General features: G+C 69.6%; 18 protein-coding genes. 13 read left to right on the forward strand and 5 right to left on the reverse strand.

Translation table 11 applies throughout. The annotated features are described in order from the left end of the window. The first annotated feature begins 206 nt into the window (after positions 1–206). Genes def through AC3WPZ_RS20435 form a run of 5 tightly spaced genes read left to right on the forward strand, consistent with a single transcriptional unit; the run spans position 207 to position 3,331 of the window. Positions 207–728 (forward strand): peptide deformylase, encoded by a 522-nt coding sequence (def, locus tag AC3WPZ_RS20415; protein ID WP_291121735.1) that lies wholly within the window; start codon positions 207–209, stop codon positions 726–728. Beyond that, the gene (locus tag AC3WPZ_RS20420) at positions 725–1,240 is read left to right on the forward strand and encodes a hypothetical protein (protein ID WP_492441213.1); all 516 of its coding nucleotides are present in this window, start codon (positions 725–727) and stop codon (positions 1,238–1,240) included. Before def ends, AC3WPZ_RS20420 begins: the two co-directional genes overlap by 4 nt. 39 nt (positions 1,241–1,279) lie before the next feature. Continuing rightward, positions 1,280–2,260 (forward strand): methionyl-tRNA formyltransferase, encoded by a 981-nt coding sequence (fmt, locus tag AC3WPZ_RS20425; RefSeq protein ID WP_492441215.1) that lies wholly within the window; start codon positions 1,280–1,282, stop codon positions 2,258–2,260. Next, positions 2,260–3,003, forward strand: a complete 744-nt coding sequence (locus AC3WPZ_RS20430) for an AzlC family ABC transporter permease (RefSeq protein WP_382153081.1) — start codon at positions 2,260–2,262, stop codon at positions 3,001–3,003. The genes fmt and AC3WPZ_RS20430 overlap by 1 nt, the downstream gene beginning before the upstream one ends. Continuing rightward, a complete protein-coding gene (locus AC3WPZ_RS20435) occupies positions 2,996–3,331 on the forward strand; it encodes an AzlD domain-containing protein (protein ID WP_291121731.1) in 336 nt (111 codons plus the stop codon). The genes AC3WPZ_RS20430 and AC3WPZ_RS20435 overlap by 8 nt, the downstream gene beginning before the upstream one ends. 16 nt (positions 3,332–3,347) lie before the next feature. Here the strand turns inward: AC3WPZ_RS20435 and AC3WPZ_RS20440 are convergent, their stop codons facing one another. Further along, positions 3,348–6,044 carry a sulfatase-like hydrolase/transferase gene (locus AC3WPZ_RS20440; protein WP_444687697.1) on the reverse strand — a complete coding sequence of 899 codons (2,697 nt, stop codon included), beginning with the start codon at positions 6,042–6,044 and terminating at the stop codon, positions 3,348–3,350. A 110-nt stretch (positions 6,045–6,154) separates the two neighbouring features. Here AC3WPZ_RS20440 and AC3WPZ_RS20445 point away from each other — a divergent pair, with 110 nt between their 5' ends. The 8 genes from AC3WPZ_RS20445 (at position 6,155) to AC3WPZ_RS20480 (ending at position 16,607) form a co-directional block, all read left to right on the forward strand. Continuing rightward, positions 6,155–6,880, forward strand: coding sequence for a response regulator (locus AC3WPZ_RS20445; protein ID WP_382322264.1), 726 nt, complete (start codon positions 6,155–6,157; stop codon positions 6,878–6,880). Continuing rightward, entirely contained in the window at positions 6,877–8,223 is a 1,347-nt protein-coding gene (locus AC3WPZ_RS20450) for a sensor histidine kinase (protein WP_382328034.1), read from the forward strand. Before AC3WPZ_RS20445 ends, AC3WPZ_RS20450 begins: the two co-directional genes overlap by 4 nt. 65 nt (positions 8,224–8,288) lie before the next feature. After that, complete coding sequence (locus AC3WPZ_RS20455) at positions 8,289–10,043, forward strand: phosphoethanolamine transferase (RefSeq protein ID WP_492441219.1); 1,755 nt, start codon at positions 8,289–8,291, stop codon at positions 10,041–10,043. A gap of 70 nt (positions 10,044–10,113) precedes the next feature. Next, on the forward strand, positions 10,114–11,310 hold the full coding sequence (locus AC3WPZ_RS20460) for a phosphoglycerate kinase (RefSeq protein WP_492441221.1): 1,197 nt from the start codon (positions 10,114–10,116) through the stop codon (positions 11,308–11,310). Between the two features lie 131 nt (positions 11,311–11,441). Continuing rightward, positions 11,442–12,776 carry an ABC transporter substrate-binding protein gene (locus AC3WPZ_RS20465; RefSeq protein WP_492441223.1) on the forward strand — a complete coding sequence of 445 codons (1,335 nt, stop codon included), beginning with the start codon at positions 11,442–11,444 and terminating at the stop codon, positions 12,774–12,776. A 74-nt stretch (positions 12,777–12,850) separates the two neighbouring features. Beyond that, positions 12,851–14,581, forward strand: coding sequence for an ABC transporter permease (locus AC3WPZ_RS20470; protein WP_492441225.1), 1,731 nt, complete (start codon positions 12,851–12,853; stop codon positions 14,579–14,581). Positions 14,582–14,612: 31 nt separating this feature from the next. After that, positions 14,613–15,698 carry an ABC transporter ATP-binding protein gene (locus tag AC3WPZ_RS20475; protein ID WP_382325771.1) on the forward strand — a complete coding sequence of 362 codons (1,086 nt, stop codon included), beginning with the start codon at positions 14,613–14,615 and terminating at the stop codon, positions 15,696–15,698. A 12-nt stretch (positions 15,699–15,710) separates the two neighbouring features. Further along, positions 15,711–16,607 (forward strand): LysR family transcriptional regulator, encoded by an 897-nt coding sequence (locus tag AC3WPZ_RS20480; RefSeq protein ID WP_444687694.1) that lies wholly within the window; start codon positions 15,711–15,713, stop codon positions 16,605–16,607. 6 nt (positions 16,608–16,613) lie between these two features. Here AC3WPZ_RS20480 and AC3WPZ_RS20485 read toward each other — a convergent pair whose 3' ends face one another. From AC3WPZ_RS20485 to AC3WPZ_RS20500, 4 genes are all read right to left on the reverse strand, one after another. Beyond that, the gene (locus tag AC3WPZ_RS20485) at positions 16,614–17,015 is read right to left on the reverse strand and encodes a YbaN family protein (protein WP_382322259.1); all 402 of its coding nucleotides are present in this window, start codon (positions 17,013–17,015) and stop codon (positions 16,614–16,616) included. Positions 17,016–17,133: 118 nt separating this feature from the next. Next, complete coding sequence (locus AC3WPZ_RS20490; RefSeq protein WP_444687693.1) at positions 17,134–17,835, reverse strand: fumarylacetoacetate hydrolase family protein; 702 nt, start codon at positions 17,833–17,835, stop codon at positions 17,134–17,136. A 17-nt stretch (positions 17,836–17,852) separates the two neighbouring features. Continuing rightward, positions 17,853–18,911, reverse strand: a complete 1,059-nt coding sequence (locus AC3WPZ_RS20495; protein WP_444687692.1) for a cupin domain-containing protein — start codon at positions 18,909–18,911, stop codon at positions 17,853–17,855. A 14-nt stretch (positions 18,912–18,925) separates the two neighbouring features. Further along, positions 18,926–20,128, reverse strand: coding sequence for a 3-hydroxybenzoate 6-monooxygenase (locus tag AC3WPZ_RS20500; RefSeq protein WP_492441228.1), 1,203 nt, complete (start codon positions 20,126–20,128; stop codon positions 18,926–18,928). Between the last annotated feature and the right edge of the window lie 95 nt (positions 20,129–20,223).

A 20,223-nucleotide genomic window follows, 5' to 3' on the forward strand; every position in this document is an offset into this window, starting at 1 on the left:
CGGCGATCGCGTCTTGACAAGTCGCTTTTGATTTTGCGCCCAAGCCATTGATTGGGCAACGTATATGGCGGAGGGATTTCACGCGCCGTCGCAAAAGTGGCGAAAATAGCGACATCGTCTTCCGCCTGTCACCGGCTTGGCGCCAGCCGTCGCCCCGCGACAATGGAGGCCCCTGCCTGGACCTGTCCCGAACCCACCCGATTTTCATGAATTCGCCGTCGCTTCTGCCCATCCTGCGTTACCCCGACCCGCGCCTGCACACCGTGGCCCAGCCGGTCAAGGCGGTGGATGATCGCATCCGCTCGCTGATCGAGCGCATGTTCGAGACCATGTACGACGCCAATGGCATTGGCTTGGCGGCCACGCAGGTGGATGTGCACGAGCGCCTGATCGTGATCGACGTGAGCGAGACGCGCGACGAGCGCCTGGTGCTGATCAACCCCGAGATCGAATGGGCCAGCCCTGAGAAGCGCAAGGGCGAAGAGGGCTGCCTGTCGGTGCCCGGCATCTACGACGGCGTGGAGCGGTCGATCGCCGTGCGGGTGCGCGCGCTCGACGGCAACGGTGTGGAGCGCACGATCGATGCCCAGGGCATGCTGGCGGTGTGCATCCAGCACGAGATGGACCACTTGCTCGGCAAGGTCTTTGTGGAGTACCTCTCGCCGCTCAAGCGCGATCGCATCAAATCCAAACTGGTCAAGGCTCAACGAGAGGCATTGCGCGCATGAACATCTCTCTGGCTTCTTCGCTGCGTGGCCTGGTCGTGGTGAGCGTGCTGGCACTGGCGGGCTGTTCACTGATGCCCGAACAGGTGGCGGCGGGCACGCCGCGCAGCGAGATCGAGACCCGGCTGGGCCGGCCGACGCTGGTTCACACGCTGCCCGCGGGCACGCGCCTGCAGTACTCGGGTCAGCCCTCGGGCCCCTGGGTGCACAACCTCGATCTCGGACCCGATGGCCGCCTGGTGCGGTACGAGCAGGTGATGGACGCGGGCTGGCTGCTGCGGCACATCGAGATCGGCCGCTGGACGCGCGAAGACGTGTTGCGCGGCATGGGTCGCCCGGCCATGGTGGAGCGCGTGGCGCGCTTCGATGGCGAGGTCTGGAGCTACCGCTTCCTGGAAGCCACGCGGCCGCGCTTGGTGCATGTGCACCTGGACCCCTCGGGTGTGGTGCGGCAGCTGATGTTCTCCGACGACCAGGTGCTCGGCGATCCCGTCGACGCCGTGTCCCATCCCTGATGCCGCGCGGCGTCGCGCCATCGGTCCCTTTTCTTCTTCATGAACCTCATTTTTGCCGGCACGCCGGAATTTGCGCGTGTGGCGCTCGAGCGTTTGCTCGCCGCCGGCTTTCGCGTGCCACTGGTGCTGAGCCAGCCCGATCGGCCGGCGGGGCGCGGCATGAAACTGCAGCCCTCGCCCGTCAAACAACTCGCGCAGGAACAGCAGATCACCGTGGCGCAGCCGCGCAGCCTGCGGCTGGACGGCAAGTACCCCGACGACGCGCGGGCGGCGCGTGACGCCATCGAGGCCGCGCAGGCGGATGCCATGGTGGTGGCCGCGTACGGGCTCATCCTTCCCCAGTGGGTGCTGGACACGCCGCGCCTGGGCTGCCTGAACATCCACGCCTCGCTGCTGCCCCGCTGGCGTGGCGCGGCGCCGATCCACCGCGCCATCGAGGCGGGCGACGCGCAGACCGGCGTGACCATCATGCAGATGGACGCCGGCCTGGACACCGGCGACATGCTGTTGATCGAGCGCCTGCCCATCCAGGCCCAGGACACCACCGGCAGCCTGCACGACCGTCTGGCCACGCTGGGCGGGCGCCTGATCGTGGAAGCACTGGAGATCGCCGCCTGTGGTGGCCTGAAGGCCGAGAAACAACCCGCCGAGGGCGTGACCTACGCGCACAAGATCGAAAAGGCCGAGGCCGCGATCGACTGGACCGCGCCGGCCGAGACATTGGCGCGCCGGGTCCGCGCGTTCAACCCCTTCCCGGGGGCTGCCACGGCGCTGGCGGGCGAGGCCATCAAGGTGTGGTCCGCGCACGCCGAGGCCGCAGCGGCGCAGGGCACGCCCGGCCAGGTGCTGGCGGTGGACGCCGATGGCATCCGCGTGGCCACCGGCGGCGGTGTGCTGGTGCTCACCGAGCTGCAACGCGCGGGCGGCAAGCGCCTCGCGGCGGCGGAGTTCCTGCGCGGGTTTGCGCTCGCACCCGGTCAGGTGCTGGACGCCGCGCCCTCGCCGAAAGAGGCGCCCTGATGTTCCACCGCCGTGAATACCGCGACCGCCCCGAGTACTGGGATGGCGTGCGCGACCAGGTCTCGGTGGCCATGGGCATCGGTGCCTGGGGCCTGATGACCGGTGTGGCCATGGTGCAGTCCGGCCTGTCGGCGCTGGAGGCCGTGCTCATGACGCTGATCGTCTACGCCGGCAGCGCGCAACTCGCCGCCGTGCCCATGATCGCCGCGGGCGCACCGCTGTGGGTGATCCTGGCGGCGGCTTTCTGCGTGAACCTGCGCTTCGTCGTGTTCTCGGCGCACCTGCGGCCCTACCTGATGCACCTGCCGCGCTGGGAGCGCCTGATCAAGGGCTACATCACCGGCGACCTGAGCTACGTGTTCTTCGCGCGCCGCTACCCGCACCCGGGCACCAATGAGGAAGAGCTGGCGCAGCAGCAGGCCTACCTCATGGGCAACTGCGCGGTGAACTACGTGGCCTGGATGGGCGCGAGCCTGGCCGGCATTGCCCTGGCCAACGCGATCCCCGTGGCCTGGGGCCTGGGCTTCGCCGGCATCCTTGCGCTGCTGGGCGTGCTGTGCTCGCTGGCCTCATCGAAGCTGCGCTTCGTTTCGGCCGGCGTGGCCGGCGCGGCGGCGGTCGCGGCCTGGGCGCTGCCGCTCAAGCTCAACATCCTGGTGGCAATCGCGAGCGCGGTGGCGATCTGCCTGGTGCTCGAGAAATTCAGACCCCAGGCGCCGGGGCAGGGGGCACACCATGTTTGACCTCGATCCCTGGACCCTGCTCACCATCGTCGCGCTGGGCTGCATCACCGTGATCACGCGCGGCTTCTTCTTCATCTCCAGCAAGCCCTGGAGCCTGCCGCACTGGGCCCAGCGCGGCCTGCAGTACGCGCCCATCGCGGCGCTGGCGGCGGTGATCGTTCCCGAGATCGTGATGAACCAGGGCGCGCTCATCACCACCTGGAAGGACGCGCGCCTGTTCGCCGCGGCCGCCGGCATGGCCTGGTTCTTCTGGAAGCGCGGCGTGCTCGGCACCATCGTCTGCGGCATGGCGGTCTACCTGCCGCTGCGCCTGGGTCTGGGCTGGTGAGGTCCGGCACCGTTTTTCAACGGTGCCATTGTTTCTGGTAGGCCCACTGCGCGTAGCGCGCATGCGCCTGCGCCTTGTCCACCAGGGCCGGGTGGCTCTCGGTGCTGTCCTTCAGCTGGCCATCCCGGTAGCTCATGAGCCGGGGTGGGCTGTCGGGCTGCAGCACCGCCACGTGGGAGCCTTCCATGTAGGCCTGGATCTTGTCGAACTGCAGGATGGCGCGGCCGGGCCGGGTGCGCTGCGCCGGGTCGCTCAGGTCGCGGCCGGTCAGCGGAACCTCGCCACTCAGGCCCATCATGGAGATCAGCGTGGGCGCCAGATCGATCTGGCTGGCCACCGTGCGGATGCGCTCGGGTGCGCGCACCGCGCCGCCCAGGATCAGGCCGGGGATGTGAAAGCGCTCGATCGGGATGACCGAGGGGCCGTACACGCGCGAGTTGTGGTCGGCCACCACGAGGAAGAGGGTGTTGTCCCAGTAGGCGGATTGCTTCGCTTGGTCGAAGAAGCGCCCCAGGGCGTGGTCGGCGTACTTCACCGCGTTGTTCACGGTGTTCTTCGGCTGCTCGTGCAGCTCGAAGCCGCCGTCCGGGAATTCGAAGGGCGCGTGGTTGGACGAGCTGAACACCAGGGCGAAGAAGGGCTTGTCGGCGGGCTGCTGGCTGAAGCGCTGGTGGGCCACATCGAACAGGTCGCCATCGGACGCGCCCCAGGTGGCGATGAAGGCGCTGGCGGGCATGTCCTTCTGCTCCACCACGCGGTCGAAGCCATTGCCCATGAAGTAGCTGCGCATGTTGTCGAAGTGCGATTCGCCGCCGTAGTAGAAGGTGGACTCGTAGCCCCTGGGCTTCAGGAAGCTGGCCAGCGTGAAGAAGTCGCGCTGCGATTTCGCCAGCTTCACCGTGCTCACCGCCGAGGTCGGCGGAAAACCCGCCACCACCGCCTCGATGCCGCGCACCGAACGCGTGCCGGTGGCGTAGAGCTGGTCGAACCAGATGCCCTGGTCGCCCAACCGGTCCAGGTTCGGCGTGAGCGGCAGGCCTCCCAGGCGGCCGACGAACTCGGCGCCCAGGCTTTCTTCGAGCACGATCACCAGGTTCAGCGGCCGCTCGCGCGGGTGCGGGCTGGTCAGCGTGTGGCGCAGGGGCGAAGCGGGGTCGGTGAAGGCGCCGGGCGGCAGCCCGGTTTCTCGCCGCACGATGTCGATCACGCGCTCCTGCGGCATCTCGGCGTAGGTGATGCCGCCTTCTTCGGCCTTGCGCGACTGGTAGATCGCGTACGTCACGGTGTAGAGCGAACTCAGGGGCAACTCGTTGACCAGGTGGTCGGTGGTCACGGCCGCCGTGGCGGGGTTGGCCGGGCGGTGCCCCAGCGCGCCGCGCGCGCAGATCGCGAGCGCCACGAACAGCAGCACCGACAGCAGCCCGGCCTGCCAGACCCGCAAGGTCGCGGGTGGGTGCGGCGCGGGGCGGGTCAGCCGGACGTAGGCCCAGCCGATGGTGGGCAGCAGCACCGCCGTGGTCAGCAGGTGCGCCCAATAGTCCTTGATCAGCGTGCCGCCCACTTCCTTCGCGTAGCCCAGGTACTCCACGAAGAGGTAGTTGGGCCGGCTGTCGTACTGCAGCACGAAGGCCGGGGTGGCCAGTTCCATGAAGACCACAAGCAGCAGGGCGATGCCGCCATACACGCGCAGGAAGACACCCCACGCGCGCTGGCTGCGCCGGTGGGTGGCCATCCAGGGCGTGAGCGTGGCGGGCAACACCCAGGCCAGGCCCATCAGCACCGCGTCAAAGCGCAAGCCTTCCCACCACACCAATGGCGCCGCCTGGGCCTGGGCGATGCGGTCGGCCTGCCACCAGGCCAGCCCGGCGCGCGACAGCCACAGCACCGCCAGCATGCAGGCCATGGGCATGAGCAGGGGGCGCAGCACGGCGAGGAGGTGGGTCGGGCGGGGCCGGCGAGGTGGGTGATCGGCCTCCCCCACGGCCGGCGCAGGCCGTGCGCTCTTCGACGGGGTCAGCCACGGCTGGGCCAGCCGCCAGCCCGCCCACGACACGCCGGCGGAGATCAGCAGCGTCCACAGCGTGTGGCTGGGGAAATGGGCTCCCCGCAGGGTTTGCACCGCACCCGCCAACCCGCCCACGAACAGCACGGCGGCCAGCCAGCGCAGGCCGGTCGCGCGCGGGCGATGGGGCGTGCCTGGCGGCGCGTCCAGCCAGGGCAGGCACAGGCCGATGAACGCGAAACCGCTGGACGCATGGCCGCCCGGGAAACAACGCCCCGGGCCGCCGTCGGCCACGCCCCAGGCCCAGTGCGACACCCAGCGGGCCGGTCCGCCGAAGGCCTGCAGGTCCCAGGGACAACTGGTCAGGCTGGTGTTCTTCACCAGGTTGACCGCCAGCAGCGACAGCGTGGCCAGCGCCACCACGGTCCAGCGTTCGCGCCGGGGCATCTGCAGCCCGGGCCAGCAGGCCCAGGCGCAGAGCAGCAGCCAGCCACCCGTCATGGCCTGCCGCAGGCCGTCGTGCAGCACGCGAGAGAGCCACCAGCTGTCCTGCAGCGCAAAGCCGCGCGGCGTGCCGATGGCGCGCATCACCGCCATGTCCAGGCCGCCCAGGTCCCAGAGCAGGGTGAGGGTGAACAGGCCGAGCAGCCAAGTGGCGGGGGACGATCGGAAGGGGCCGGTGACCCAGCGGGGGCGAGACAGTGCGTGCATGGTGCGGCACTGTGGAAGCCCCAGGTTAAATGCGCCTTAAGGCGGTGCTAAGGCGCGAACCCATAATGAACGGATTCAGCCTCAACGGACCCCGCGTCCCCTTCAAACACATGCGCGCTCTCGTGGTGGAAGACGACCCCGGCATTGCCAGCGGCCTGCAGGCTTCGCTGCGCCAGGCGGGCTATGCGGTGGACACCTGCCCCTCGCTCGACGCGGCCTGGCTGGCCCTCGCCGTGGAACCCTTCGACGTCATGCTGCTCGACCTCGGCCTGCCCGACGGCGAAGGCCTGGACCTGCTGGCCCGGCTGCGCCGCCGGCCCGCGCCCGCGCCGGGGCGGGACGACCTGCCACGCCACGACATGCCGGTGCTGATCATGACCGCGCGCGACGGCGTGAGCGACCGCATCGGCGGCCTGGACAGCGGCGCCGACGACTACATCGTCAAACCCTTCGACGCGAACGAGCTGCTCGCCCGGCTGCGCGCCATGCTGCGGCGCGCCGGCGGGCGCAGCAACCCGTTGATCCAGCACGGCGAGCTGGTGGTCGATCCGGCGGCCCACACCGTGCGGCGCGCGGGCGAGCCGGTGCCGCTGGGCGGCAAGGAGTTCGCGCTGCTGCTCACGCTGCTGCAGGCGCGGCCGCAGGTGCTGTCCAAGGCGCGGCTGGAATCGGCGCTGTACGGCTTCGACGAAGGCCTGGAGAGCAACGCGATCGAGGTGCACATCCACCACCTGCGCCGCAAGCTCGGCGAGTCCCTGATCAAGACGGTGCGCGGCGTGGGCTACTTCGTGCCCTTGGACGCGCCCGCGCCGCCCGCGAAAGCGGCGCGGCGATGAACAAGGCCGTGGCCGCGCGCGCGAAGACCCTGCGCCACTACCTGCTGGCCTGGGCGCTCGGGGTGCTGGTGGTGGTGTGGCTGGCGCTGATCGCCTTCGCCTGGTCCACCGCCTTCCGCGAGGCCCGCCAGTTCTCCGACGGGCAGATGACGGCGGTGGCCAAGCTCTGGCTGAGCGCCACGCCCTACCGGCTCGAACCCCATGCCGCGGCCGAGGTGCCCGACCTGCAGCACGAGTACCTGCAGGACGTGGCCGTGGTGGCCTGGGACGACGGCCGCCTGGTCGCCGACACCCATGGCATGGTGGGCGGGCTGGACGTGGCGGCCCTGCCCGCGCAGGGCTTCGCCACGGTGCGCGTGAAGGTCCCGGGCCTGGTGCCCGAGTGGCGCGCCTACTCGGCCCAGGCCACGCAGGAAGGGCGGGTGCGGCGCGTGATCGTGCTCATGGACCTGAAGCAGCGCTACGAACTGGGCAAGGACATCGCGGAGCACGTGGCCCTGCCCGCTTTGCTGGTGCTGCCGCTGGTGAGCCTGCTGCTGTGGTGGGCGATCCGCCGCGGCCTGCGCCCGCTCGACCAGCTCTCGAGCGAGGTGGCCGCGCTCGACGGCTTCGCGGGCCAGCGCCTGGGCACGCAGCACCGCCATCGCGAGTTCGCGAGCACGGTGGCCGCGATCAACGCGCTGGTCGACACCTTGCAGACGCGCGCCCAGCGCGAACGCGAGTTCGCGTCCGACGTGGCGCACGAACTGCGCACGCCGCTGGCCGCGCTCGCCTTGCAGGCCGGCGCGGCGCAGCACGACCCGTCCCCCGAGCGGTTGGCGCAACTGGAGCAGGAGGCCTTGCGCGCGGGCCGCATCCTTTCGCAGCTGCTGGAACTGGCGCGCGCCCAGCGCAACGCCATCGCGGGTGCGGGGCCCCTGGTCGCGGGGCAGGTGGCGCTGGGCGAACTCGCGGCGCGGCTGATCGCGGCCCACGCCCCCTCGGCCTACGAGAGCGGCCACGAGCTTTCCCTGTCGCAGCCCGACGAGCCGGTGGTGGTGCAGGCCCAGCCCATGCTGCTGGAACTCGCGCTGCGCAACCTGATCGAGAACGCGCTGCGCCACACGCCCAGCGGCTCGCAGGTGGCGGTGGCGGTGTGGCGGACCGGCGCGGACCTGGGTGTTTCGGTGAGCGACGACGGCCAGCGCGCCGACGCGGCCCCCCTGGCCGCCGAGCGCGGTGGCCTGGGGCTGGGCCTGCGCCTGGTGGAGCGCATCGCCGAACAGATGGGCGCGCGGCTGGAGCGCGACCAGGGCGAAGCGCCGATGACGACGCGCTTCACGCTGCGCTGGCCGCGCGCATAAGGTTGATTTAACGTCGGCTGCGCACAGTGGCGGGGCCGGCATGTGCTGGCATTCGGATGCCGGCCATGCAGCTCTCGTTGCCCTTTGCGTTTCCCCGCTTTTTCCCCACGTTCCATCTCTCCCCGCCCGGCGCGCGCACACGCCCCAGGGTGGCGGTGTGGGGCCTGGCCCTGTGGCTGGCCAGCCTGGGCAACCTGCCGCTGTGGCAGCGCATCGATGGACTCGGCGGCACACCCACCCAGCGCCTGGCGCTGATCGTCGGGCTGGGCCTGTTGCTGGTGGGTGCCCTGGCGGCGCTGCTCTCGCTGCTGGCCTGGCCGTGCGTGTTTCGGCCCGCCGCCAGCGCGCTGTTGCTGGTGGCCGCGTTCAACACCCACTTCATGTGGCAGTACGGGGTGGTGATCGACCCCACGATGCTCGCCAATGTGGTGCACACCGACGTGCGCGAGGTGCGCGACCTGCTCTCGTGGGCCTTGCCGGGAACGGTGTTGCTGGTGGCCGGGCTGCCCCTGTGGGCGCTCTGGCGCCGGCCGCTGGCCCTGCGCAGCCTGGGGCCGCAAGCCGTGCGCAACCTCATGGGGGCCCTGGCCGCGCTCGCCTTGCTGGTGGCGGCCGCGCTGATGAGCTACCAGGGTCTGGCCTCGCTCATGCGCAACCACAAGGACCTGCGCTACATGGCCAACCCGCTCAACACCGTGTACGCCGGCGCCCGCCTGGCGGTGGACCAGCTGCCGCGCCAGGTGCGCCCGCTGCAACCGGTGGGTCAGGACGCGGCCCTGGGCGCGAGCTATGCGCACCAGCCGCGGCCACCGTTGCTGGTGCTGGTGATCGGCGAGACCGCGCGCGCGCAGAACTTCGGGCTCAACGGCTACGCGCGCAACACCACGCCCACGCTCGCGCGCTGGCAGGCGCAAGGTGATCTGGTGAACTTCGCCCAGGTGAGTTCCTGCGGCACCAACACCCAGGTCTCGCTGCCCTGCATCTTCTCGCCGCTCACGCGCGCGCAGGGCGGCGACAAGACCCCCGAACACGAGAACCTGCTCGACGTGCTGCAGCGCGCCGGCTTGGCCGTGCTGTGGATCGACAACCAGGCCGGCTGCAAGGGCGTGTGCGACCGCGTGCCCAACGCCTACGCGGGCGACCACGCCGTGCCCGGCCTGTGCGAGGGCAGTGAGTGTTACGACGCCGCCATGCTGGACGGCCTGGACCAGCGCCTCGCCGCGCTGGATCCGCAGCGCCGCGCGCGCGGCGTGGTGGTGGTGATGCACCAGATGGGCAGCCATGGTCCGGCGTACGCAAAACGCGCGCCCGCCGACCAGAAGCCGTTCCAGCCCGAGTGCCAGAGCGTCACGCTGTCCGACTGCCCGCACGAGCAGCTGGTCAACGCCTACGATAACTCCATCGCCTACACCGATCATTTCCTGGGCCAGACCCTGCAATGGCTGAAGGCGCGCGCCGATCGCGGCAGCGAGGACACGGGGCTGATCTACGTGTCCGACCACGGCGAGTCGCTGGGCGAGAACGGGCTCTACCTGCATGGCGTGCCCTACGCCCTGGCGCCGACGCAGCAGACCCAGGTGCCCATGGTGAGCTGGTTCTCGCCCGGCCTGCAGCGCCGCACCGGCCTGTCGATGGGCTGCCTGCGCGGGCACGCGGCGGCGCCGATCTCGCACGACCATGTCTTCCATTCCGTGCTGGGGTTGATGGACGTGCAGACGCGCGCCTACCAGCCCGCGCTGGACGCGCTGATGCCCTGCAGCGCGGCGTCGCAGGCCCGCTCGCCCGGCGAGCCACCGGTCGCGCTCGTGCACACGGGTTGAGCGGCCGACGGGCATGGGGGGCCGCGTTTCCTACAATGCGGGCTTCTTTCTGACGACCCACCCGCCCACCATGTCCTTCATCCGTTTCTCCGACCTCTGCTCCAGCGGCCAAGCCAAGGGCCAGCGCGTCTTCATCCGCGCCGACCTCAATGTGCCGCAGGACGACGCCGGCCGCATCACCGAAGACACGCGCATCCGCGCGAGCCTGCCGGCCATCCAGATGGCGCTGGACGCGGGCGCGGCCGTGATGGTCACCAGCCACCTGGGCCGCCCCACCGAAGGCGCCTTCAAGCCCGAGGACTCGCTGGCCCCCGTGGCCGCGCGCCTGGGCGAACTGCTGGACCGCCCGGTGCGCTTGGTCGCCAACTGGATCGACGGCGACTTCTCGGTCGCCCCTGGCGAGGTCGTGCTGCTGGAGAACTGCCGCCTCAACGTGGGCGAGAAGAAGAACAGCCCCGAACTGGCGAAGAAGCTCGGCGCCCTGTGCGACATCTTCGTGCACGACGCCTTCGGCACCGCGCACCGCGCCGAAGGCACGACCTACGGCATCGCCGAGACCGCGCCCATCGCCTCGGCCGGCCCGCTGCTGGCCGCCGAGATGGACGCGATCGCCAAGGCGCTCGCGGCCCCGAAACGGCCCCTGGTGGCCATCGTGGCCGGCAGCAAGGTCAGCACCAAGCTGACCATCCTCAAGAGCCTGGCCAACAACGTGGACAACCTGATCGTGGGTGGCGGCATCGCCAACACCTTCATGCTGGCCGCGGGCCTGAAGATCGGCAAGAGCCTGGCCGAGGCCGACCTGGTGGGCGAGGCCAAGGCGGTGATCGAGGCCATGAAGGCGCGCGGCGCCGAGGTGCCGATCCCGACCGACGTGGTGACGGCCAAGGCCTTCGCGGCCGACGCGCCGGCCACGGTGAAGAAGGCCACGGAGGTGGCCGACGACGACCTGATCCTGGACATCGGCCCGGAGACGGCCCAGAAGCTGGCGGCGCAGCTGATGCAGGCCGGCACCATCGTGTGGAACGGCCCGGTGGGCGTGTTCGAGTTCGCGGCCTTCGAGAGCGGCACCAAGGCCATCGCGGACGCGATTGCGAAGAGCAGCGCGTTCAGCATCGCCGGTGGTGGCGACACGCTGGCCGCCATCGCCAAGTACGGCATCGAGAAGGACGTGGGCTACATCTCCACCGGCGGTGGCGCCTTCCTCGAGGTGCTCGAAGGCAAGACCCTGCCGGCGTTTGAAGTGCTGGAGCGCCGAGCCAAGGCATAAGCCTCTGCGGAACGCTCGGGGTTTACCCGACTCTCGCCGCGGTTTATGCGGCCTATCAGAAACCATGATTGGTCGCGCGCGCTTTCTGTTGCTAAATTGGTCCCGTCGCAAACACAACGATGGAGACAGGCATGGCACGACAGACAGCAGCACTGAAGGTGGTGGTTCTTTCCTTGGTGACGGCATGGTCCGCGGCGCAAGCCGGCACGGTCTCCGTGCTCACCTCGTTTCCCAAGGAACTGACGGAGGCCTACAAGAAGGCGTTTGAAGCCGCCAACCCCGGCATCAAGATCGAGATCCTCAACAAGAACACCACGGCCAGCATCGCCTACATCAAGGAGCTGGCGGTGGGCCAGCGGCCCGACGTGATGTGGGCCTCGGCGCCCGATGCCTTCGAAGTGCTGGCGCGCGACAAGCTGCTGCAGGCCGCGCCCGAAGTCAAGAACGCGCAGGTGCCAGCCAAGGTGGGCAACTACCCCATCAACGACCCCAACGGCCTGTACTACGGCCAGGCGCTCGCGGGCTACGGCCTGATGTGGAACACGCGCTACATGCAGGCCAACAAGGTGCCCGCGCCGCGCGAGTGGGCCGACCTGACCAAGCCCGCCTACTTCGGCCACGTGGCCATCTCCTCGCCCTCGCGTTCGGGCACCACCCACCTCACGGTCGAGACCATCCTGCAGGGCGAAGGCTGGGAAAAGGGCTGGACGCAGATGCTGCAGATCGCGGGCAACTGCGCGGCCGTGACCGACCGCAGCTTCGCGGTGCCCGATGGCGTGAACAACGGCCAGTACGGCGTCGGCATGGTGATCGACTTCTTCGGCCTGGCCGGCAAGTACTCGGGCTACCCGGTGGAGTTCCACTACCCCTCGGTGACGGCGGTGGTGCCGGCCAACATCGCGCTCATCAGCGGCGGCAAGAACGCCGACGAGGCCAAGAAGTTCATCGCCTACACGCTCTCGCGCGAAGGCCAGGAATTGCTGTTCGATCCGAAGATCAGCCGCCTGCCGGTGCTGCCCAACGCCTCGTTCGGCAACAAGGCGCCGGCCGGCTATCCCGACGCACAGGAAATCGCCAAGCGCGCCAAGGTGCAGTTCAACACCGACCTCTCCAGCAACCGCTACCAGGTGGTGGTGAGCCTGTTCGACCAGATGGTGACCTTCCGCCTCAAGGAGCTGCAGGCCGCCACGCGCGCCATCCACGAGGCCGACCGCAAGCTGCACGCCAAACCCAACGCGCACGGCAGCGAGCTACTGCGCCAGGCCCGCAGCTTCGCCTACTCGTCGCTGGTGCCCGAGGGCATGGTGAAGGACGAAAAATTCCTCAACCTGTTCCGCCAGAACAAGCGCGACGTGGAAGTGGCCAAGCAGCTCACCGGGCTCGAAGAGCTGTGGAGCTCGAAAGCCAAGGCCAACTACGAGCGCGCGCGCGACCTGGCCAACCAGGCCGCCGCGCTGGCCAAGTGAGCGCCTGAACGCCCCGTGACGCCCGCGCGCCGGCCTGCCGCGCGCGGGTCCCTCCCTTCCCGGAAAGATTGCCCATGTCCGCTGTCCTGACAGGTTCCGCCGCGCGCGCGCCGCGCCGGCTGCGCCCCCCCACCGTGTGGGGCCACTGGCTGCTCGCCGGCCTGGTGTTTGCCTTCCTGTTCCTGTTTCTGCTGCTGCCGATCGCGGAGGTGATCTACACCGCCTTCGTGACGGAAACCGGCGCGCCCACGCTGGGGCATTTCAGCAACTTCTTCGGCCAGAGCCTGCTGCGCGAATCGCTCATCAACAGCCTGGTGGTGGCGCTGGCCTCGGTGTTCTTCGCCTCGGTGATCGCGATCCCGCTGGCCTACCTCACGGTGCGCTTCGAGTTCCGCGGCGCCCTGCTGATCCAGACGCTGGGCGTGCTGCCGCTGATCATGCCGCCCTTCGTGGGCGCGGTCGCGCTGCAGCTCATCTTCGGGCGCAGCGGCTCGGTCAACCTGCTGCTCAACGACGCGTTCGGCTTCACCGTGCCCCTCATGGACGGCCTGGTCGGTGTCACCTTCGTCGAGAGCATCCACTACTTCCCCTTCATCCTGCTCAACCTCGTGGCCGCGATGCGCAACATCGACGGCGCCATGGAAGAGTCGGCGCAGAACCTCGGCGCCAAGGGCTGGCGCCTGTTCTGGCGCATCATCTTCCCGCTCTCGCTGCCGGGTTACCTGGCCGGCGCGGCGCTGGTGTTCGTGAAGGTGTTCGACGACCTGGGCACGCCGCTGGTGATGGGCGTGACCAACATGCTCGCGCCGCAGGCCTATCTGCGCATCACCTCGGTGGGCATCGAGGACCCGCTGGGTTACGTCATCAGCGTGATCATGATCGTGCTGTCCATCCTGGCGCTGTGGATGGCCTCGCGCGTCATGAAGGGCAAGGACTACTCCACGCTGCAAAAGGGCGGCAATTCGCTGCAGCGCCGCACGCTGCGCGGCTGGGCCTCGGTGCTGGCCTACGCCTGGGTGGGCTTCGTGCTGCTGGTCACGCTGGCGCCGCACATCGGCATCCTGCTGATGTCTTTCTCCAAGGTCTGGAGTTTCTCGGTGCTGCCCGACAGCTATACCCTGGAGCACTACGCCACCATCTTCACCGACTCCAAGCTGATGGTGGTCAACACCCTCAAGTACTGCCTGATGGCCGCGAGCCTGGACGTGGTGCTGGGCACGCTCATCGCCTACCTGATCTTCCGCACCGAGCTGCCCGCGCGCCGCTGGCTCGACTACATCGCCTCGATCGCGCTGGCCATCCCCGGCCTGGTGCTGGCCATCGGCTACCTGCGCATGTTCAAGGGCGTGGACATCCCGTTCACCGACACGCCGGTGATCAGCACCTGGGTGCTGATCATGATCGCCTACGCGGTGCGCCGCCTGCCGTACGCGCTGCGCTCCTGCATGGCCGCGCTGCAGCAGGTGCACATCTCGCTCGAAGAGGCCGGGCAGAGCCTGGGCGCGGGCAAGGTCAGCACGGTGCGGCGCATCATGGTGCCGCTCATGATGGGCGGCATCCTGGCCGGCTTCGTCACCAGCTTCATCACCGCCGCGGTGGAGCTCTCGGCCACCATCCTGCTCACCTCGGCGCAGAGCCAGGCGCCCATGAGCTATGGCATCTACCTCTACATGCAGAGCATCGCCGGGCGCGGACCGGGCGCCGCCCTCGGCGTGGTGGCGGTGGTGGTGGTGGCCATCGGCACCTACCTCTCGCACCGCGTGGTGGAGAAATCGCGCGCCCCCACCCGCGCCGCGCAGCCCTGAACGACAGACACATCGAAAGACAGCCATGCATCTGAACAAGGTCTCCCTCGAAGCGCGCCACATCAGCCTGAGCTACGGCAGCACCGAGGTGCTCAAGGACGTCAACATCCGCATCGAGCCGGGCGAGTTCTTCGCCCTGCTCGGCCCCTCGGGCTCCGGCAAGTCCACGCTGCTGCGCCTCATCGCCGGCTTCAACCAGCACCAGCGCGGCGAACTGCTGATCGACGGCAAGGACATCACCGGCACGCCGCCGCACCTGCGCAACGTGGGCATGGTGTTCCAGAACTACGCGCTGTGGCCCCACATGACGGTGTGGGACAACGTGGCCTTCGGTCTGGTGGAGCGCAAGGAGCCCAAGGACTCGCTGCGCCGCAAGGTCGGGGCCGCGCTCGAACTGGTGGGTCTGCAGGACTACGCGCAGCGCCGGCCGAGCCAGCTCTCGGGCGGGCAGCAGCAGCGCGTGGCGCTGGCGCGCACCGTGGTGATCGAGCCCAAGCTGCTGCTGCTCGACGAGCCGCTGTCCAACCTCGACAAGAACCTGCGCGTGCAGATGCGCGAGGAGCTCAAGAACCTGCAGCGCACGCTGGGCCTGACCACCATCTTCGTGACGCACGACCAGGAGGAAGCGATGACCACCGCCGACCGCATGGCCGTGCTCGACAAGGGCGTGCTGCAGCAGGTGGGCACGGCCGCCGCGCTGTTCGACTTCCCGGCCAACCGCTTCGTGGCCAGCTTCGTGGGCACGGCCAACCTCGTGCAGGGCCGGGTGACGCACGTCAACGGCGAGACCCTGCATTTCCAGGCCGACGGCCTGGGCGAGATGGTGCTGCCGCGCAACCAGGAGAGCCCGGGCACCGGGCCGGCGTCGCTGTCGTTCCGGCCGCACACCGTGCACATCCGCGTGCGCGACGAACATGGCGACGCCTCGCGCATCTGGCTCGACGGCCGGGTGGAAAGCTCCGAGTTCCTGGGCGAGACCTCGCGCTACCGCGTGCGCGTGGGCGAGACCCTGATCGTCGCCAACCAGGCGCACTTCTCGGGCCTCTCGCTGTTCCCGCCCGGGGCCGAGGTGCGGCTGGGCATCGAGCCTTCGCAGGCGCGCTTCCTGACGCACTGAGCGCCCGCCCGTATGGAGATCTACCAGCTGCGTGCCTTCGTCACGGTGGCCAAGATCGGCCAGCTCACGCGAGCGGCCGAGGCCCTGCACGTCACGCAGCCCGCCGTCACCGGGCAGATCAAGGCGCTGGAGGAAGAGCTGGGCGTCTCGCTGTTCGACCGGCGGCCCGGGCGCATCGCGCTCACGCGCGCCGGTGAGCGCCTGCTGCCCGAGGCCGAGAAGGTGCTGGCCGCCGCCGGCTCGCTGATCGGCCGCGCCAAGGAGTTGCAGGGCGAGGTGGCCGGCTCGCTGATCATCGGCACGCTGGGCGACCCGGACGCCTTGCGGCTGGGTTCCTTGCTCGGCGGCCTGGTGGCGGCACTGCCCCTGCTGGACATCAAGACCCGCTCGGGCGACGCCGAGACGCTGCGCGAGGGCGTGGCGACCTCCACGCTGCAGGCGGCGTTCTACATCGGTCCCCACATCCCGCGCGACGTGCTCGGTCTGCCCCTGCAGACCCTGCACTACCGGGTGGTGGCGCCGGTGGCCTACCGCGATCGGCTGCTGCACGCGGGCTGGCGCGAGATCGCCGACCTGCCCTGGATCGGCACGCCGCACGCCGGCCACGTGCAGACGCTGCTGCGCGACCTGTTCTCGCGCCAGGGCCTGCTGCCCAACCAGGTGGTGGAGTCCGACGATGCGTCGGCGCCCTACAGCCTGGTGCGCGCGGGCCTGGGGCTGGCGCTGCTGCGCGAGGACATGGCCGTGCCCGCCGCCGAGAGCGAGGAGCTGGTGATCTGGCCGCACACGCGCGTGGCCGCCCTGTTGAGCTTCATCTACCCCAAGACCGCCGAGCACGACCCGGCCATCGTCGCGGCGCTGTCGGTGCTGCGCCAGGTCTGGGGCCTGCCGTCGCGCCAGCCGGCCTGAGGCGGCTCAGGAGGTGGGGCGTTCGCGCGTGGGGATGCGCGCCACCACGACCAGGCCGATGGCGGCGGCGGCCAGCAGCGCGGCCAGCACCCAGGGCTGGTGGCGAAAGCCCCAGGCCGAGAGGCTCACCATCACCACCATGGAGCCGATCGCCACCGTCTTGGTGCGCCGGGTCAGGCTGCGGTGCTGCTCCCAGTCGCGCACCATGGGGCCGAGGAAGCGGTGGTTGAGCAGCCAGCCGTGCAGGCGCGGCGAGGCCTTGGCGTAACAGGCCGCGGCCAGCAGCACGAAGGGGGTGGTGGGCAGGCCCGGCAGCACCACGCCGATGAGGCCCAGCGCCAGCGACACCGTGCCGGCCAGCCAGAGCAGCCAGCGCACGGTGCGGGAGGACGAGGGAGAAGAGGGCATGACGCCAGCATCTTAGCCAGCGCCAGGGACCGCAGCCAGAGCACCCGCGGAACCGGCTTTGCCAGGCCGCCAGGTGCGCCCCCTCAGGGGGTGACGCCGAAGGCGGCGCGGGGGGATGTCAAGATTTTTGGCCGACCGTAAGTTCGACCGTGCCGACACCCTCCACGCTGCCGGTGATCTTGTCGCCCGGCAGCACCGCGCCCACGCCTTCGGGCGTGCCGGTGTAGATCAGGTCGCCGGGTTGCAGGTGGTAGAACAGCGAGAGGTCGGCAATGATCTCGCGGATGTTCCAGATCAGCTTGTCCACATCGGACTTCTGCTTCACGGCGCCGTTGACGGCCAGCTCGATGCCGCCGCGCTCGATCACCACGCCCGGCATGGGCACGATCTCGCTGCACACGGACGAGTGCTCCACGTCCTTGCCCAGGTCCCAGGGGCGGCCCTTGTCGCGCGCCACCAGCTGCAGGTCGCGCCGCGTCATGTCCAGGCCGCAGGCGTAGCCGTAGATGATGTCCTGCGCGTCCTCCGCCTTCACGCGGAAGCCCGCCTTGCCCACCGCCAGCACCAGCTCCATCTCGAAGTGGTAGTTGTTCGTCTCGCTGGGGTAGGGCGTGGTCGCGCCCGAGAGCGCCAGCGTCTGCGGGGCCTTGGTGAAGTAGAACGGCCGCTCGGCCGTCTTGTCCACCGGCTTGCCCATTTCCACCGCGTGCGCGTGGTAGTTGCGGCCGACGAAGAACAGGCGGTTGACGGGGAATTGTTCGGTCTTGCCGCGCACGGGAACCGAAGCGACGGGGGGCGGGGGGAAGAGGTAGGTGGTCATGGGTCTTCAAGGCCGGGTCAGGGCATGGCGGGTTGGTTGTCGGGGCGCACTTCGTAGACGCCGAGCTTGCGGTGCAGCGGCGACTCGTCGGCGATGAACAGGAAAGCCGGGGCGCTGGCCGAGGCATTGGTGAGCGTGGTGGCGGTGTAGCCGGGAATGCAGCAGGTGTCGGCCACCACCAGGTCGAAGCCCTGCGCGTCGGTGGCCACGCGGGCCGCACCTTCGATCACGTGGTAGATCACCGCGGGCGAGCGCGCGGGCAGCGTGAGCGCCTGGCCCGGACGCAGCATCAGGGCATGAAAGCCCAGCACGTTCTCGGCGTCCTCGCCGGACTCGGGGTTGGTGTAGGTCACCTGCACGGCGTCGAGGTCGGGCCGGTCGGCCGCCATCGATTCCAGCGCGGCCTTGGCATCGACCCAGGGATAACGCAGCATGGGGTAGCGCTTGCCGCTGCGGCCGAACACCGGCGTGGGCACCACGCCCGGCCGCGCATAGGCCCGGTCGCCGCGGCCCGGCAGGGTTTCCTGGCGCCCGCCGTTGAGGTGGTAGCTCACCTCCAGGTAGTACATCAGCGGCAGGTCGAGCACGTCGAGCCAGATCACGGGCTGGTCGCCGTCGTGGCCGTGCTCGTGCCAGCGGCCCGTGGGCGTGAGGATCAGGTCGCCGCGCGACATCGGGCACTTCTCGCCGTCCACCGTGGTCCAGGCGCCTTCGCCTTCCACGACCATGCGCACCGCGTTGGGCGTGTGGCGGTGGCTGGGCGCCCATTCGCCCGGCATCAGCAGCTGCATGCCCAGGTACATGGCCGCGCTGGCCTGCATCTTCTCCAGCGTGTGGCCCGGGTTGGCCAGCACCAGCACGCGGCGCTCGGCCTTCTCGATCGGCGTGAGTTCGCCGGCCTTGAGCAGCAGCGGCTTGATCGATTGATAGGCCCAGTGCGTGGCCTGCGTCTGGCGCGACGGCATCTTCGGCGGCAGCACGCCACGCAGGCTGGGCCACAGCGGCACCAGGTTGAGCGCGCGCAGCTCGGCCACGTAGTCGGCGGGCAGGTCTTCGAGTCGTCCGAGGTCGTTCATGGGGTCTCCTGGGTTCAGTGAGGGGCCAGACAGTTCTCGACGTTCCAGCCGTACAGCCACTCCATCGCATCGTAGAAGCGCTCCGGCGAACGGCCGCGCCAGAGGTCGTTGCGCACCAGGCGCTCCACCCCGCTGGCGTGGTAGATGCGGCCCATCTCGCGCGAGCTCAGCACGATGCGCGCGGTGCGCGCCACGCGCGAACGCTGGTACAGGTCGAACGCCTTCTCGAAGTCATTGTGGTTCACGCGCAGGGCCTCGCCCAGCGTCACCGCGTCCTCGATCGCCATGCAGGCGCCCTGCGCCATGTACTGCGTGGTCGGGTGGGCGGCGTCGCCCAGCAGCGTGACGCGGCCATAGCTCCATTGGCCGATCGGTTCGCGGTCGGCCGTGGCCCAGCGCTTCCAGCTCTTGGGCAGGTCGATCAGCTGGCGTGCCTTGGGGCAGATGCCCTGGAAGTAGCTCTGCACCTCTTCCTTGCTGCCTTCCTTCACGCCCCATTCTTCGGCCTCGCGGCTGTGGAAGGTCACGACCACGTTGTACTGCTCGCCGCCGCGCAGCGGGTAGTGCACCAGGTGGCAGTTCGGGCCGACCCAGATGCTGGCCGCGTTCCAGCGCAGGTCTTCGGGGAAGTCGGCCTTGTCCACCACCGCGCGGTAGACCACGTGGCCGGTCACGCGGGCCTCGTCGCCCACGAACTGCTGTCGCACCACGGACTTCACGCCGTCGGCCCCGATCAGCGCCAAGCCGCGGTGGGCCGTGCCGTGCTGATCGTGCACCGTCACGCCCGTGGCGTCCTGCTCGATGCGCTCCACACGCGTGGAGGTGAGGAACTGAATCTGGCCGCTGGCCTGCACGCCTTCAAGCAGCGAGCCGTGGGCGTCGGCGCGGTGGATCACCGCATAGGGGTTGCCAAAGCGCTGGCGGAAAGCCTCGCCGGTGGGGATCTTGCCGACCTGGTACTCGTCGAGCGCGTCGTGCATCACCATGAAGTCGGTGTAGACCGCCCGGCTGCGCGCCTGCTCCCCCACGCCGAGCGCGTCGAAGGCGTGAAAGGCGTTGGGGCCCAGCTGCATGCCGGCGCCGATCTCGCCGATCTCGGGCGCCTGCTCCAGCACCTTGACGCGAAAGCCCTGGCGCACCAGGGCGAGCGCGGCGGCCAAGCCGCCGATGCCACCACCGGCCACCAGCACGGGGAGTTCCTGGGAGGGCGAAGTCATGGGTTGTCTCCTTCACATGCAAGGCATGCTGATGATAAGTGTACTTATTGTATGGGCGATGCTAGGATTCCGGCAAGCCCCTCCCGTCCTCCGAC

The organism is Hydrogenophaga sp. FW305-3-2-15-A-LB1 (assembly GCF_058787875.1).

What these genes read in the sequence shown, in the direction of transcription:
- AC3WPZ_RS20500 (WP_492441228.1), bottom strand. Translation starts at nt 20,128, where the DNA reads ATGACTTCGCCCTCCCAGGAACTCCCCGTGCTGGTGGCCGGTGGTGGC.
- AC3WPZ_RS20485 (WP_382322259.1), bottom strand. Translation starts at nt 17,015, where the DNA reads ATGCCCTCTTCTCCCTCGTCCTCCCGCACCGTGCGCTGGCTGCTCTGG.
- fmt (WP_492441215.1), top strand. Translation starts at nt 1,280, where the DNA reads ATGAACCTCATTTTTGCCGGCACGCCGGAATTTGCGCGTGTGGCGCTC.
- AC3WPZ_RS20495 (WP_444687692.1), bottom strand. Translation starts at nt 18,911, where the DNA reads ATGAACGACCTCGGACGACTCGAAGACCTGCCCGCCGACTACGTGGCC.
- AC3WPZ_RS20490 (WP_444687693.1), bottom strand. Translation starts at nt 17,835, where the DNA reads ATGACCACCTACCTCTTCCCCCCGCCCCCCGTCGCTTCGGTTCCCGTG.
- AC3WPZ_RS20445 (WP_382322264.1), top strand. Translation starts at nt 6,155, where the DNA reads ATGCGCGCTCTCGTGGTGGAAGACGACCCCGGCATTGCCAGCGGCCTG.
- AC3WPZ_RS20455 (WP_492441219.1), top strand. Translation starts at nt 8,289, where the DNA reads ATGCAGCTCTCGTTGCCCTTTGCGTTTCCCCGCTTTTTCCCCACGTTC.
- AC3WPZ_RS20440 (WP_444687697.1), bottom strand. Translation starts at nt 6,044, where the DNA reads ATGCACGCACTGTCTCGCCCCCGCTGGGTCACCGGCCCCTTCCGATCG.
- AC3WPZ_RS20435 (WP_291121731.1), top strand. Translation starts at nt 2,996, where the DNA reads ATGTTTGACCTCGATCCCTGGACCCTGCTCACCATCGTCGCGCTGGGC.
- def (WP_291121735.1), top strand. Translation starts at nt 207, where the DNA reads ATGAATTCGCCGTCGCTTCTGCCCATCCTGCGTTACCCCGACCCGCGC.
- AC3WPZ_RS20430 (WP_382153081.1), top strand. Translation starts at nt 2,260, where the DNA reads ATGTTCCACCGCCGTGAATACCGCGACCGCCCCGAGTACTGGGATGGC.
- AC3WPZ_RS20470 (WP_492441225.1), top strand. Translation starts at nt 12,851, where the DNA reads ATGTCCGCTGTCCTGACAGGTTCCGCCGCGCGCGCGCCGCGCCGGCTG.
- AC3WPZ_RS20465 (WP_492441223.1), top strand. Translation starts at nt 11,442, where the DNA reads ATGGCACGACAGACAGCAGCACTGAAGGTGGTGGTTCTTTCCTTGGTG.
- AC3WPZ_RS20450 (WP_382328034.1), top strand. Translation starts at nt 6,877, where the DNA reads ATGAACAAGGCCGTGGCCGCGCGCGCGAAGACCCTGCGCCACTACCTG.
- AC3WPZ_RS20480 (WP_444687694.1), top strand. Translation starts at nt 15,711, where the DNA reads ATGGAGATCTACCAGCTGCGTGCCTTCGTCACGGTGGCCAAGATCGGC.
- AC3WPZ_RS20420 (WP_492441213.1), top strand. Translation starts at nt 725, where the DNA reads ATGAACATCTCTCTGGCTTCTTCGCTGCGTGGCCTGGTCGTGGTGAGC.
- AC3WPZ_RS20460 (WP_492441221.1), top strand. Translation starts at nt 10,114, where the DNA reads ATGTCCTTCATCCGTTTCTCCGACCTCTGCTCCAGCGGCCAAGCCAAG.